We start from the raw sequence: 14,951 nt of genomic DNA, 5'->3' as shown, positions 1-14,951 counted from the left end.
GGTTTCGTTAACAAGGGATTTTTATAGGCGGCACACGGGATGTATGCCGCTTGAAATGAACTTCTACTTATTTAACTGGTTTTAGGTCCAGCACGTGAAGTAGACGCTCTGGGATACCAGCCCAAATGTTTGGACGGCCCTTAGGATTTTCTTCGTTCCACCAACCAGTGAAGCGAGTTGTGTTGTATTGATACATGTACGCGCCAGATAGCACAGGAATGGTTACTTGGTCCTGAGCAATAATCTTCTGGATACCATGAGCGATTTCTAGCTGTTCTTGCTTATCAGCGGTTTTGTAGAAGCTGTTAAGAAGACCGTCTAACTTATCGTTCTTGTAGAAGTGCATTGCAAAGCGAGGCATACCGTCACCAGACTGTAGCTTCGAGTTGTAGCCGCTGTCCCAGTACAAGTGTGGATCCGCACCGTGGAAGTAGTTGGTGTAAGCAACGTCGTATGTACCTTCTAGCATTGCTTGGTTGTATACCGAGAAATCTGGAGTACGAGCACGTGCTTTAATGCCGACTTCTGCTAGTTGCTCAACAGCTAGTTGTACAGTGTTGTTAAAGTCAGTCCAACCGTTTGGCGATTGAATGAGAAGCTCGAAAGACTTGCCAGATGGTGTATCTACAAAGCCATCTTTGTTTACATCTTTGAAGCCTGCTTTAGCAAGAAGCTTTTTCGCACCTTCGGCGTTGTATGTGTTGTAACCTTTGTACTTGTTGTGCGTCTCTTCGTCAGACCAAGCTTCGAATGCGTAGCCTAGACCTGAAGCGAAGTCATTTACTGTACCGCCACCGTAGAATGCAATGTCGATAATCGTTTGACGGTCTAGCGCCATAGAGAACGCACGACGGAAGTCAACGTTAGTAAGTGCTTCGTTTTTCGCCGCGTCTGGGTTTTTGAAGTTCACTACAAACGCTTGAGTACCCGCTGGTGGGTACCAGTAGTGGTGATTCGGACTTGCTGCAGCGTAAGTGCGGTCGATGTCTGGTACGAATGAAGATGTCCAGTCCATTTCGCCGTTAACGATTTTGCCCAAGAATTGGTCGTTGTTCGCGATTTGTGGCACTCGTAGACAGTCTACATCTAGGTTATCAGCATCCCAGTAATTCGGGTTCTCACACTGAATGTATAGTTGCGGTGTAAAAGTGTCGATTTCGGTAAATGGACCACTACCTACAGGATTTTCGTTTGTGAATGTTGCTGGATCTTTCACTTTGCTCCATACGTGCTTAGGTACAACTGGTACTTTCGCAATTTCGTAAGGAACGTTTGAGTTTGCTTCGCTTAGACGGAATTTAACTTTGTAGTCGTTAACTTTCTCTACGCCAGTTACCCAAGAGTTGATACCAGACTGGTCTAGCTCTGGTTTCTCTTTAACTAAGTTGAAAGAATAAACTACGTCATCAGCGGTAAACGCTTTGCCGTCAGACCATTTTACGCCCTTACGAATATCGAAGGTCACGCTCATTAGGTCATCAGCCATGGTAAAGTTTTCTGCTAGACGAAATACTGGCGTGTTACCGTGCATTTCGTTAAAAACAACGAGCGGCTCGTAAATAAAGTCGGTTGTTGTGTGCAGGTTAGTTGCACCCAAGAAAGGGTTAAAGTTACGAACGAAAGTTGTAAACTCTTTAGGGTGGATAGTCAGTTCACTGCGTTCAGCCGCAGTAGCTACCGATGCAAAACCTGTAGTAGCCGTTGCAATAATTGCTGTTGCTAGTGCTGTTTTTTTAATATTGGCAAGCATAGCTGTTCCTTACTATTTGCTTTCATTTCACTAAATGGAATTGAATGTCATCAATTGATAAACACTCTCTAAGACCTACCTCTTGTTTATGCATTACTCATTACAACATTGAGTTTCGCCAAGAGTGGCCTGTAGGCCTTAGGCAGGAGTAAGAAAACACCTTATCCATAAAATAATCAAACTCGATTCTCGTTAAAAACGTTAAAATATCGTCACTCTCCGTTATAAACGTTATTTTGGCTAATTTTGACTAGAGATAGACCAAAAAATAAACGTTGATATGCGTCGCAGTTTATATCCTTGTCAATAGTGAGTGTTAGTAATTGCTAACCTATAATCTATTTAAAATAAAAGCCTTCTAATTCTCTTCCTGGTTCGGAGATCTCGCTCACATGCAGAAAATGTGTTAATTAATTAGCTAAAAATTAATCTGCCGTTCTGTTGTGATTGAGTTCGCAATCTCTGTCAATTGTTGGTTAAAAACCGTTTGTTATCTGAAAAATAGTCTCTTTTATCGACAGTTTTTTTCTCATTTGTTGCTCTTTTTTTATTGTGAAAATGAAGTGTTTTATTCGCTCGACTCAACCTAGTTTGGGTAAGTTATATCGATAGAAGCGTATGTTTGGAATGCCTACCATGAACAACTTTGTCCAGAGGCTTATTCGGCATTTTAATGTGGTAACGGTAGAGAGTCGCTGTCTTGTTCGTCTTTAGAGAAAGAGAAGGCTTGGATAATAAAAAGCCCAGCGTATGCGCTGGGCTAGTTTTTTGATAGGTATTAGCTGGTCAACAGTCGCTGTAGTTTATCTCGTTGAGCTTCTATGTACGCACGCTCAGGACTCTGTTCTTTACAGTGTTCAAGGATGAATTCTATCGAGCTCAATACCGTTCTCCAACGTGGCGTTTTTGGCAGCGTTTCTATACGCATGTATTTATCCAAAGTGCGTGTTTGCAGAGTGCTACGGTCAAGATAAACGCGCCATAAGCCACTTTGTTCGGCAAATGCGAATTTACTTTCACCAGTGACTGACTCCCAATACTCTAAGGCATGTGTCATTGCGTCGACCAGAATTTCTCGCATTAGCTCTTGTTTGTCTTTTTTGTTACCAAGCGCTTTGTCTGCAAGGCGTGTAAACTCTCCACCGAGTTCTTTCAGCTTCTGCAGCTGGTCTTTATCGCCATCAAAAGCATAACTTGAAAGCACCTCTACTGCGGTTTCTAGGTTGTGTATGCGAGCGGCATTGGCTCCTCCGCCAACATTAAAGATATACATGACATCTAAGCCTGAGCCTTCAGGTAGTTTAAGAATGTCTGCTTCGATGTTTTGACGAATATCTTCAATATAGATATCAATCTTGCCACAGTAATGAGGTTGTTTGACGGTCAGATACTTAGGTGCAATCAACTCATCGGCAGATGAACGTTTTAATTGTTCTAAGTTACGCTTGAATAGCTTGCAAGCAGCTTCATTAGCAAACCGGATACGTTTATCTTCACGCAAACAGATAATCGCTTCAGGAGCCGATTCCAGTTGTTCCAACAATCGCCCTTGAGTTTCTAATAAGCTTGCCTCTACAGCCGCTCGTTGGCGAAGTTCAGATTCAAGTATCTTATTCTCCATGTGGCGCATTTCAGCTTGGCTTGCCGTTAAGTGCGCTTGGATGCGCGCAGCTAGCTCTTGTTTATTGAATGGCTTAGATAAATAGTCGTTGGCTCCTGCTTCAAAGCCTCGTACACGATCTTCTGTTTGACTAAGCGCGGTTAGCATAATGATAGGTAGCTCGGCATGGTCATAAATTTCACGTAATTCACTGCAGACTTGATAGCCGCTCATGCCTGGCATCATGATATCCAATAATAGGAGTTCCGGTTTTTCCTGCTCAACGAGTGCTAATGTTTCTGGTCCATCAGAGACGGTACGTACGCGATAGCCCTCTAAACGTAAGAAGCTCTCAAGCACACGCAGGTTTACTGGCTCATCGTCAGCGACATACAATAACGGGCCGTCTGGATTCTCTGGCAGTGATAAGTCTTCATTGTTCTCTACATCGATTTCAGGAATCTGGAAGTGTCCGTGCGCTGCAAGGGTTTGAGTTGTTTGGATCTCTTCTTCACTGGCAAGTGGTAACGTGAAACTGAAGGTGGTGCCGACCATAGGCTGGCTGCTGACGTATAACGAGCCACCCATCAACTCAATCAATTGACGGCTAATCGAAAGCCCGAGCCCTGCACCTTGACGATAGCGACTTGCGTCTTGTCCTGCTTGGATAAGTGGTTCGAAAATATGTTCAAGATGTTCTGCGGGAATACCTTGCCCAGTATCCACAACTTGCACACGAACATGATCATCAACCACATTGGCGGAGATAACGATTTTACCTTCTGAGGTGTACTTAATCGCATTACCGATCAGGTTATATAACACTTGTTCAAGGCGTTGAGGATCGGCAGACACCGCTTTCAAGTCCGCTGGTACTTGGTTGATGATACGGATGGTTTTATTTCCGAGTAAATGACTGGAAAGCTCTAGTACCAGTCGCGTTGCACTGGCTAAACTCACCGCTGACTTCTGGATATCCATGCTTCCGTAACGCATTTTATGATAATCCAATAAGTCATCAACAAGGTTTGCGAGACGTTGCCCACTTTTAATGATGATATCAAGCTGATATTTTTGGCTAGCAGGGATAGCACCGTTAGCGCCGGACGCTAAGGTCTCAGCGATTCCGACCATGCCATGCAATGGTGTGCGAAGTTCATGAGAAGTGGTGGCTAAGAACTCATCTTTAAGTTTGTCGGCCAATTGCAGTTCATCATTTTGTTTTTGAATGATCTGTATGTTGCTCTCGAGCTCTTCATTTTGCTTCTTAATGGTTTGAATTTTCTCTCGAATAGAGCGCTGCATTCGTTCAAAACTCAGCGCAAGACGGCCAATTTCATCTTTGCGAACCGTATTAAAGGTGGTGTCATCAAGATCTCCGGCAGACACTTTTTCGGCAGCCCAAGTTAACTTCAGCAACGGAGAAGTAATAAAGTTTGATAAATAATGGGAAGCGATTACCACTAGAATGATGGCGATCAGCATGGCGATAACAAACAGTTTTTCTAGTTGATGAATACGAGCGAAAGCTTCGTTTTCTGGTAATTGCACGACGAGTGCCCAAATAACACCACGCGTTTCAATCGGTGCATAAGCAGCGATGATCTCTTCACCTAAACCGTTCGTGTAAGTGCCGACGCCAAATGCACCAGAGAGTGCTTTATCGATCACTTCTAAGCTGTTCTTAATGTCATCTTGCTTGGTGTTAATTGTGCGAGGTTGGTGATCATTTCCAACCAGTAAGGTGTTAATGGATGACTCTCGGTTGGCGTCTGCGGCTAACTTCGTGATGCCATTATTTGGTAAGCGGAACATAGCATAGCTGTGTAGGTAGCCTTGCTGAACAATTGGAGCACCTAACCAAGCGACTTGTTTACCACCTTCCAGTTCGAAATCAGACACAATCACAGGGGTGTAGTCTTCATTCACCTTACGGCGTTCAGTGACGTCATCAGCTAGACGCTTGAAGGTTTTGCCAAGTGCTGAGTCTTTGTAGGGGCCTGATAATAAGTTTGTTCCGTAGTTATCGTCTTTGTTGATCGAGTAGGTGACATTACCGTTGATATCGACCAGCAAAATATCATTAAAATCAGAGCGCTTGAGGAGCTCCAAGTAGGCCCAGTGGTAACGTTTATGTAAGAGTCGGTAACGTTCACTTCCGACATAGTTGGAAGACTCGGGTAACGTTGACGTTTTGATTTGATCTCCGCTGCCTTCAATGTAGCGCTGTTGGGCATTTTTACGAGATTCTTCAATGTCATTACCTAAACGACTAAAAGCATTGACGAGACCGTAGAATCGACCACCACTGGCGTAAGCCAGTTCAGAGCGCACAAAGCCCATGACTTCGGTTTCCCGCGCCTCAAAGTAGTCGATAATTTGCTGTTGTTTTGTATCTCGAACAGACAATAAGTGTGAGGTGCTTTGTTCTTGCAGATCTTTACTGTGGGACTGTAGGAAAAAGATCGCAGTAATAGTAAGAGGTGTGATACTGAGCACCAGAAATGCGGTCATCAGTGTACTCTGAAGGCGCTTAAATTTCTGTTTTTTGTAGAATTTAAACATGGATAAGATTACAACTCATAAAGGGCAGTTCTAAAATGTACTTCGCTGCCGAGGTTCTCGTTAAAAACGGATAAGATGTTCAACTAGATAGAATTAACAAAATTAACGAGTTTTTTTTCTTTGACAAGAAAGTTAGTTGTAAAGCGTGCAGGGTGACGCAGTTTTTCTTATGAGTGTTGAGTTTTTGAGAAAAAATCGCGCAGGTTTGTACCTGCGCGAGGGAAGATTATGACTTTTTCGCGTAGTAGATAGAAAACTTATTGGTCTTATTTAGCGTCTCGCAATTATTAAACGCCCGCTCAATAATTGGTGGATATTTTAAGAAGCTATTCGCGACAATGATCATTTCACCATGGTTATCGAGATACTTTGGAGCCTGACCCAAGAGTGTTTCTGCTGCGTTGTAGTTCGTATCTAAACCACTGTGGAAAGGTGGGTTACTGATGATAAAACGATAATCGTCGGCAGTGTCTGAGTAAATATCAGAGGCGAATACATGGCCGGTTAATCCATTGGCTTTTAGTGTGGCTTGACTCGATGTGATGGCATACGCGTTAATGTCACACATCTCAATCGCAATTTCTGGATTGGCTTTTGCCATGAAAGCACCTAACACCCCAGCACCACATCCAAAGTCGAGGACTTTACCTGATAGAGTAGGTAAGGTTTCGAGTAATAGGCGGCTACCTAAATCGAATTCGCCATGACTGAATACTCCAGGCAAACTCTTAACAGTCAGTGATTGCTCACCAAGTGTGACCGTATAGGTTTTAAACCAGTCTGCTTGATTGAACGGCTTTGGTTCATTGAGGCAAGTGCCCCAGTAAAATGAACAGCGACGAGCGGAATCGTATTTATTGACCGGGCCATACTCTTTGAACATCTTCTCGATGCTTTTAACACCTGAGCGGTTTTCGCCAACCACTACAATTTCAGTGTTCACGCCTAGTTTCGCCATCAACATCGCCAGAAGGTATTCGGCTTCGGCTTTGGCTTTAGGCCAGTACAAAAGCACCATGTCTGCTTGTGTCTCAGTATTAAACTCAGAACCAAAATGGCTTTTAACCTTGTTATGAGTGCGAATTTGACGGTAGAAGCTGTAGTTTGATGTGAAGACTTCTACAGATTCACAGTGTTTGGTCAGTTCAAGTGGAAAGAGATCTTCGACTTCACCTGCAACTAAAACATGTTTTCCGTTGAAGTACTCGAGCTGACGCTGAGCTATTTGGCTAGGAGCGATATAAGCAGACATAAATTGGGTTCATCAGAAATAATTTGGGGCAGATTTTCGCACAATCTGCCCCAAGCTTGAAGTGATTAAGCTGTGACTAGCTGTTGTCTTGCTGGTTGAGGAAGTCTTTGAATTCTTCTTCGTAGATATTAAACAGTACCATTGTCACGGCAAAAATCAGTGGACCGTAAATCAGGCCGATCAATCCGAATAGATGCAGACCACCCAGTAACGAGAAGAAAATCATTAGGGTATTCATGCCTGCGCTGCCTTGCATTAGCAGCGGACGCAATAGGTTATCAATAGAACCAACGACGACCACACTCCACACAGTCAAGAAGATAGCCCAAGTCATATCGCCTGTTAAGAACAAGTACGCCGCTGCAGGAATCCAGATTAGTGCGGTTCCGACCACAGGGATGAATGATGCAAAGCCCATCATCGTTCCCCAGAATAACCCCGGGAAACCAGCGAGCCACATACCGATACCGCCAGCCAGACCCTGTGCAATCGCTGTCATGAATGAGCCCATCACGGCTGATTTAGAAACCTGCTCTATCTCTGTCAATATACGGTCTTCCTGGCTACGTGAGAGTGGCAGAATATGACGAATCGCAGAGATAATTTTGTCGTGATCACGAAGTAGAAAAAACAGCACAAACAGCATGAGGAAGAAGTTCATTAGGAAGTTGGTGGCGTCTCCTAAAATCTTTGCGCTGATAGCAACTAAGTTAGAGCCAAACGATGTAGCAAATTGACCAATTTTTTCCGCAATGGCTTTGGGCTCGATTTTATCGAAAGGTAAGTACTCATTAACTATAGCTAAACCTTTGATAACAAAAGGGTGTTGAAATATATCTTGGATGCCGCCATTAGTGACCCAGTTGTACGTATTTTGTGAAAAAACAGAGCCTTGTTGAACAATGGCTGCAAACACAAATAGCAGTGGGATAACGATAATAAACGTCAAGACGACACATGACAGCAGTGCGGCCATATTGGGGTGCTTGGGAATTTTTCGCTCAAACCATTCGTGTACCGGAAACATGAGCAAAGAAATGATAAAAGCCATCACAATGGAATTGATGTATGGCTCAACCAATAAGTAGCAAGCAAAAGCAGCGGCGAGTAAAGCGACCATTAGTACTCGGTGACTCGACGTTATTTTTACATTATTTGGCATGAGATTAGTCCAACTTACAGGTGACGTTTACGGTTTGCGCCTTCAAAGATGGCGTTGAACCTTTATTACTTTGCACTCTTAACTCTTTCAAGCTTATGACAATGCCGAATTAGAGCAGAGCAATATACCTTGTTATAATGACCACAAATCAGTCGGTTATCAATCAAGAGATGAACTATGGGTTGTTGCAACGGTGATAAAAAGTGTCAAACCGAGAAAAAAGCCAAACGAATACCGTGGTTTGGCATTGTTATTGGTGTTTTAGCAGTATTGGTTATATTGAATTGGCAATAAAAAAGGACCGTGATGGTCCTTTTTTAAATTAGTTATCGCAGCTTTTAAGCGATTATTTTGCTTCTTCTGCAAGAGTTGCAAAACAGCGGTCAGCCGCTTCTAGCGTGGCATCGATTTCTTTTGAACCGTGAGCAAGGGAAGTAAAGCTCGCTTCGAACGCTGAAGGCGCTAGGTAGACACCGTGTTTGAGCATTAAGTGGAAGAAGCGCTTGAAGCGTTCCACATCGCACTTCGTTACGTCTTCGTAGCAAGTCACTTTTTCTTGGTCAGTGAAGAAGAAGCCGAACATGCCGCCCACTTGGTTCACAACCAGAGGAATACCGTGTTTCTCTGCTAGAGACTTAAAGCCATCTGCTAGTTGTTTGGTTTTTGAAGCTAGGCGTTTTTCGTTGCCTTCTTCTTTTAGAAGGTTCAAACATGCATAGCCTGCAGCCATTGCGACAGGGTTGCCAGAAAGCGTACCCGCTTGGTAAACCGGACCCGTTGGCGCAACGTATTGCATTACTTCTTTACGACCTCCGAAAGCACCCACTGGCATACCACCACCGATCACTTTACCTAGTGTCGTTAGGTCTGGCTTGATGTTGTAGTGCGCTTGTGCGCCACCAAGTGCCACGCGGAAGCCTGTCATTACTTCATCAAAAATCAGTAGGGCGCCTTCTTGATCACAGATTTCACGTAGACCTTCGTGGAAGCCTTCCACTGGTGGGATACAGTTCATGTTGCCTGCAACTGGCTCAACGATGATACAAGCGATTTCGCCTTTGTTAGCAGCGAATAGCTCGCGTACAGAATCTAGGTCGTTGAATGTTGCTGTTAGCGTGTGCTTAGCAAAATCTGCTGGAACGCCAGGAGAGCTTGGTTGACCAAGGGTCAGTGCACCAGAGCCCGCTTTTACTAGTAAGCTGTCTGCGTGACCATGGTAACAACCTTCAAACTTCATGATCTTGTCGCGACCAGTGAAGCCACGTGCAAGGCGAATCGCGCTCATAGTCGCTTCTGTACCAGAACTTACCATGCGGATTTGCTCCATTGATGGAACAAGTTCAGAAACTAACTCTGCCATCGCGATTTCAAGTTCAGTTGGTGCGCCGAAGCTAAGGCCGCGTTGCGCTGCGTCAATGACGGCTTCGCGGATAACCGCGTGGTTGTGGCCAAGAATCATTGGACCCCAAGAGCCAACGTAATCAATGTACGCTTTACCATCGGCATCAAAAATCAGTGGACCGTCTGCTCGTTCGATAAATAGCGGAGAGCCGCCAACGCCGTTGAATGCACGAACTGGTGAATTGACACCGCCAGGGATGGTTTGCTGAGCTTTTTGATACAGCTCTGATGATTTGGTCATGGGGTTATCCTCTTTTGATTGCTCGGACCAAGTGGAGCGCATTGTACCTAGCTATAATCAAGTTAGAAACGTTTTGCTTAATTTATGTGTTGTTTCGCAGTGTAATCTTATATATCCGCATCTGTTATAAAGAATCGGCGGTGAATACTTGAACGAGTTTGTCAGGTATTGGATAATCGTCTCAATTAGCACAAATTTGACGTCTTGCTTCAGGCTTGACGCATTACACGAGTGAGAGAGGTCTTCGTGAGCGAAGTAAACGTACCATTATCTTTTTCTGACGCAGCAGCATCTCGCGTTAAAGCATTGATTGCTGAAGAAGAAAACCCAGCATTGAAACTGCGCGTATACATTACTGGTGGCGGCTGTAGCGGCTTCCAATACGGCTTTACTTTTGATGAAAATATAAACGAAGGCGATACGACAATCGTAAACAGTGGTGTAACACTGGTTGTAGACCCTATGAGTCTGCAATATCTCGTTGGCGGCATTGTTGACTACACAGAAGGGTTAGAAGGCGCGCGCTTCTTTGTAAACAACCCAAATGCAACGACAACATGTGGTTGTGGTGCATCGTTCAGTGTGTAATTAACACCAATCAGGCAGCCAGTGGCTGCCTGAACTTTACGTAGAAGGATGTCACGTAAAGTCGCTCTCGCAGAATATGCAGAGAAATAATAAAAAGGACTTTATATGTCTGGATCGTCTTTCGGACGTCGCATTGTCGAGCGCCCGTGGCTAGTATCTCTTATCCTCATATTGCTTCTTGTTGCATGGCTGGCAATCGGTCAACTGAAAGCACAAGATGATAATCTCAATTCTTCATCTTCTTCAACGAACACCACGCCACTTGCAAAGGTGATGTTCGACACCTTTATTGCTGAACCCACAAGTAAAACCATCGAACTGTATGGGCGGACTGCACCCAATCGTCAAGCGCGCCTTGGCGCTGAAGTCGCCGGTAAAATAGTCAGCCTCAGTATAGAAAAAGGTCAAACAGTCAAGCAGGGGCAAGTAATCGCAAGCATCGACAAGCGCGATCTTGGTATTCAGCTCAAGCGGGCTCAGGCGATGCTGTTGGTTAAAGAGAAAGAGTTTAATGCAGCTAAATCGCTAAAAAGTCGCGGACTACAGGGCGAAGTTGCGTTTGCGACAGCACAAGCGGCATTGGTGGATGCACGTGCGAATTTGAGTAACGTGCAAACGGCTTTAAGAAATACTGAGGTTAAAGCGCCATTTGATGGCATCGTAGATCACCACTTTGTTGAGTTAGGTGATTTTGTCGGGATTGGCGATCCTATTGCGACGGTCATTGATTTGGATACTTTAGTGATTGAAGCCGATGTCAGTGAACGGCATATACAATACCTTAAGGAAGGCCTAGAAGCTGATGTAAGAACCATTAACCAACAGCATTATCAAGGTCGAGTTCGCTACATTGGGCGTGTTTCTTCTGCTTCTACTAACACCTTCCCAATTGAAATCGAAATTGATAATCAAGACGCAAGAATTCCGGCCGGTATGAGCGCTGAAGTACAGCTGCCGTTGAGTGAAGTATTGGCGGTAAAGATTACGGCTGCAATGCTAGCACTCGATGAAGAAGGTAATTTAGGTGTTAAAACACTGCGTAATGAGCATGTTGAATTTGTTCCGATTCAGCTCGTTAAGGCCGAGGATGATGGCGTTTGGCTCTCTGGGTTAGGAGAGCGAGCCGATATTATCGTGCTGGGGCAAGGGTTTGTACGCGATGGCGATCAGGTGCTGGCCAATAAAGTTGATGACGTAGTTGTTGAAGCGACTAGTGAGCAGTAAGGAGCACTTATGTACACTCTGATTGATGCTGCGTTATCCCGCGCTCGCACCATGCTGACATTATTAGTGATGATTTTAATTGCCGGTGTCATTACGTACGTCACAATCCCCAAGGAATCGAGCCCTGATATTACCATTCCTATTATCTACGTTTCTGTTGGGCATCAAGGCATTTCTCCCGTCGATGCCGAGCGTTTATTAGTTCGGCCAATAGAGCAAGAGTTGCGCTCTATTGAAGGCGTAAAAGAGATGACCTCTGTGGCATCAGAAGGTCATGCTTCGGTGACGCTGGAATTTAGTGTTGGAGTGGATCTTGATAAAGCGATGGCAGATGTCCGAGACGCCGTTGACCTTGCGAAGCCAAAATTACCAGAGGACAGTGATGAGCCAACGGTAAATGAAGTCACGTTTGCATCTGAAGAGCCTGTTTTGACTGTTGTTCTATATGGCACCGTACCAGAGCGGACCATTGTACAGATTGCCAGAACGCTACGAGATCGTTTGGAGAGTTTCCGTCAGGTTCTTGAGGTTGAAATCGCAGGGGATCGCGAAGACATCGTGGAAATAGTTGTCGATCCGCTATTGATGGAAAGCTACGGTCTCGATCAAGCGGATATTTATAATTTAATCGCCTTGAATAACCGAGTGGTTGCAGCGGGATTTGTCGATACTGGGTATGGACGCTTTTCGGTAAAAGTCCCATCGGTGTTTGATTCACTGAAAGATGTGCTTGAACTGCCAATCAAAGTGAATGGCAAAGAGGTGATCACCTTTGGCGATGTGGCGACAGTACGACGTGCATTTCGCGACCCTGAAAGTTTTGCTCGTTTAGATGGCGAATCTGCCATCGTTTTGGATGTGAAAAAACGGGCAGGTGAAAACATCATTGAAACGGTCGAGCTGGTAAAAGAAGTACTGGCTCAAGGACAACAGCGAGCCGAGTGGCCTAACAATTTGCAAGTTAAGTACACTTGGGATCAATCCGACGATGTCAAATTGATGCTCAGTGATCTACAAAACAATATCTTATCCGCAATTATCCTCGTAGTGATCGTCATTATCGCCATATTGGGGGTTAGGACCGCGCTTCTCGTGGGGGTTTCTATTCCAGGATCGTTCTTGACTGGGTTGTTGGTGTTATCGGTATTTGGGCTGACGGTCAATATCGTCGTACTGTTTGCTTTAATTATGGCGGTGGGCATGTTGGTGGATGGTGCCATTGTGGTGACAGAGTTTGCGGATAGGCGCATGCAAGAGGGTACACCTCGTAAAGAAGCCTATCGAGATGCAGCAAAGCGAATGGCCTGGCCTATTACCGCATCCACAGCAACCACATTGGCTGCGTTTGCTCCGTTACTTTTCTGGCCAGACATCACAGGTGAGTTCATGAAGTACTTACCACTTACTTTAATTGCTACCTTGGCCGCTTCGCTGATGATGGCTTTACTGTTCGTTCCTGTCATCGGTGGGATCATTGGCAAGCCTCAAGTAGTCAATCAGAAAGCTCAGCGAGAAATGGTTGAGCTGCATAACGGCAATTTTGAAAAAGCGACAGGCATTACCAAGCTTTATTACCAGACTCTGTCGGTAGCGATTCGTCATCCATGGAAAGTCTTATTCAGCGCGATACTGCTAGCGGCAGGTGTCGGTTTTACCTACAACAAAGCCGGCTTGGGCGCCGAGTTTTTCCCTGAAGTGGACCCCGCCTTTTTTACCGTTAAAGTTCGCTCTTATGGTGACCTGTCTATTCACGAAAAAGATGTTGTTATGCGCGAAATAGAGAAGGTGATGCTCGGTCATGACGAGTTTGAAAGTGTCTATACGCGTACAGGCTCCAGTGATAATGGGGATGAAATCGGACAGATTCAGATAACACCTGTGGATTGGCAGTATCGACGCAAAGTGAAAACCATTATTGAAGAGCTAAAAGAGACCACAGATCGCTTTTATGGTGTTGAACTTGAGTATAAATTCCCGGACGCAGGACCGCCTGTTGAGCATGATCTCGTGATTGAAGTTTCATCGCGAAACTTGAGTGTTAGTGCGTTAGATGAAGCGGCCAAAAAAGTCCGACACTGGGCTGATGGTAATCCTGCACTGACCAATTTGAGTGATACCACTAATAAGGAAGGGATTGATTGGCAAATTGATATCCAGCGAGATGACGCCTCTCGCTTTGCAGCGGATGCGACCTTAGTCGGGAATACTGTTCAGTTTGTTACAAACGGTTTGAAAATAGGCGATTATTTACCCGATGATGCGGATGAAGAAGTCGATATTTTGGTACGCTATCCACAAGATAAGCGCGATATTGGTCGATTTGACCAACTGAGAGTGAAAACGGCAGCTGGTCTGGTACCGATTACGAATTTTGCTCAAATCAAACCAGATCATAAGCAAGACACCATTCGTCGGGTCGACGGTCATCGAGTTATCAATATTAAAGCGGATATGGTGGAAGGTTACAATTTGGCTCTTGAGCTACCGAAGATTGCCGCTGGAATGGAACAGCTCGACTTACCGGAAGGCATTGAATATAAGATTCGGGGTCAAAATGAAGAGCAGGAAAACTCATCAGCATTCTTGCAAAATGCTTTTATTGTCGCGCTTGGTGTGATGGCTCTGATTTTAATTACGCAGTTTAATAGCTTTTATCAAGCTTTCTTAATCCTCAGTGCTGTGTTGTTTTCTACCGTTGGGGTCTTTGCTGGATTGCTTATTTTCCAAAAGCCATTTGGCATCATCATGTCGGGAATAGGGGTGATTGCGCTTGCAGGTATTGTTGTGAATAACAACATCGTATTAATCGATACTTATAATCAGATGCGTAAACGTGGCTTAGAGAAATCTGAGGCTATTTTGCGCACAGGTGTGCAGCGTTTAAGACCCGTTTTACTCACGACGGTGACCACCATATTAGGCTTATTGCCAATGGTGTTAGAAATGAACATCGACTTAGTTAACCAGAAAGTGGAGTTTGGCGCACCAAGCACTCAATGGTGGTCTCAGCTTGCGACTGCTGTCGCGGGTGGTTTGGCGTTTGCGACTTTGCTAACGTTAGTTCTGACACCGTGTTTGCTTATGCTCGGGAGAGAGCATCACTCCGAAAAGTAAGCTTCATCGTGATGATATTAAAGAAACAAAAAGGGCAGCTGAGCTGCCCTTTTC

8 protein-coding genes are annotated in these 14,951 nt (G+C 44.7%); 3 read left to right on the top strand and 5 right to left on the bottom strand.

What is annotated here, in order from left to right; genetic code table 11:
- Nucleotides 1-67: 67 nt before the first annotated feature.
- From NDJ01_RS07025 to hemL, 5 genes are all read right to left on the bottom strand, one after another.
- Nucleotides 68-1,750: an ABC transporter substrate-binding protein gene (locus NDJ01_RS07025; protein WP_005394703.1), complete on the bottom strand. Its 1,683-nt coding sequence runs from the start codon at nt 1,748-1,750 to the stop codon at nt 68-70.
- A 778-nt stretch (nt 1,751-2,528) separates the two neighbouring features.
- Nucleotides 2,529-5,915, bottom strand: a complete 3,387-nt coding sequence (locus tag NDJ01_RS07020; protein ID WP_258586482.1) for a response regulator — start codon at nt 5,913-5,915, stop codon at nt 2,529-2,531.
- Between the two features lie 226 nt (nt 5,916-6,141).
- Nucleotides 6,142-7,167, bottom strand: coding sequence for a 16S rRNA (guanine(1207)-N(2))-methyltransferase RsmC (gene rsmC / locus NDJ01_RS07015; protein ID WP_005394693.1), 1,026 nt, complete (start codon nt 7,165-7,167; stop codon nt 6,142-6,144).
- A 76-nt stretch (nt 7,168-7,243) separates the two neighbouring features.
- Nucleotides 7,244-8,329, bottom strand: coding sequence for an AI-2E family transporter (locus tag NDJ01_RS07010; protein ID WP_048625951.1), 1,086 nt, complete (start codon nt 8,327-8,329; stop codon nt 7,244-7,246).
- Between the two features lie 346 nt (nt 8,330-8,675).
- Entirely contained in the window at nt 8,676-9,971 is a 1,296-nt protein-coding gene (hemL, locus tag NDJ01_RS07005; protein ID WP_012841437.1) for a glutamate-1-semialdehyde 2,1-aminomutase, read from the bottom strand.
- A 246-nt stretch (nt 9,972-10,217) separates the two neighbouring features.
- Here hemL and erpA point away from each other — a divergent pair, with 246 nt between their 5' ends.
- The 3 genes from erpA to vmeK all read left to right on the top strand — a co-directional run bounded on the left by erpA (nt 10,218) and on the right by vmeK (nt 14,897).
- Nucleotides 10,218-10,559, top strand: a complete 342-nt coding sequence (gene erpA, locus NDJ01_RS07000; protein WP_109169490.1) for an iron-sulfur cluster insertion protein ErpA — start codon at nt 10,218-10,220, stop codon at nt 10,557-10,559.
- Between the two features lie 105 nt (nt 10,560-10,664).
- Nucleotides 10,665-11,783: an efflux RND transporter periplasmic adaptor subunit gene (locus NDJ01_RS06995; protein ID WP_258487866.1), complete on the top strand. Its 1,119-nt coding sequence runs from the start codon at nt 10,665-10,667 to the stop codon at nt 11,781-11,783.
- Nucleotides 11,784-11,792: 9 nt separating this feature from the next.
- Nucleotides 11,793-14,897 (top strand): multidrug efflux RND transporter permease subunit VmeK, encoded by a 3,105-nt coding sequence (gene vmeK, locus NDJ01_RS06990; protein ID WP_256964254.1) that lies wholly within the window; start codon nt 11,793-11,795, stop codon nt 14,895-14,897.
- The last annotated feature ends 54 nt before the right edge of the window (nt 14,898-14,951 follow it).

The sequence above is a fragment of the Vibrio sp. HS-50-1 genome (assembly GCF_024747315.1).
GTDB lineage: Bacteria > Pseudomonadota > Gammaproteobacteria > Enterobacterales > Vibrionaceae > Vibrio > Vibrio diabolicus.
This window is presented reverse-complemented; position numbering and strand designations above follow the sequence as displayed.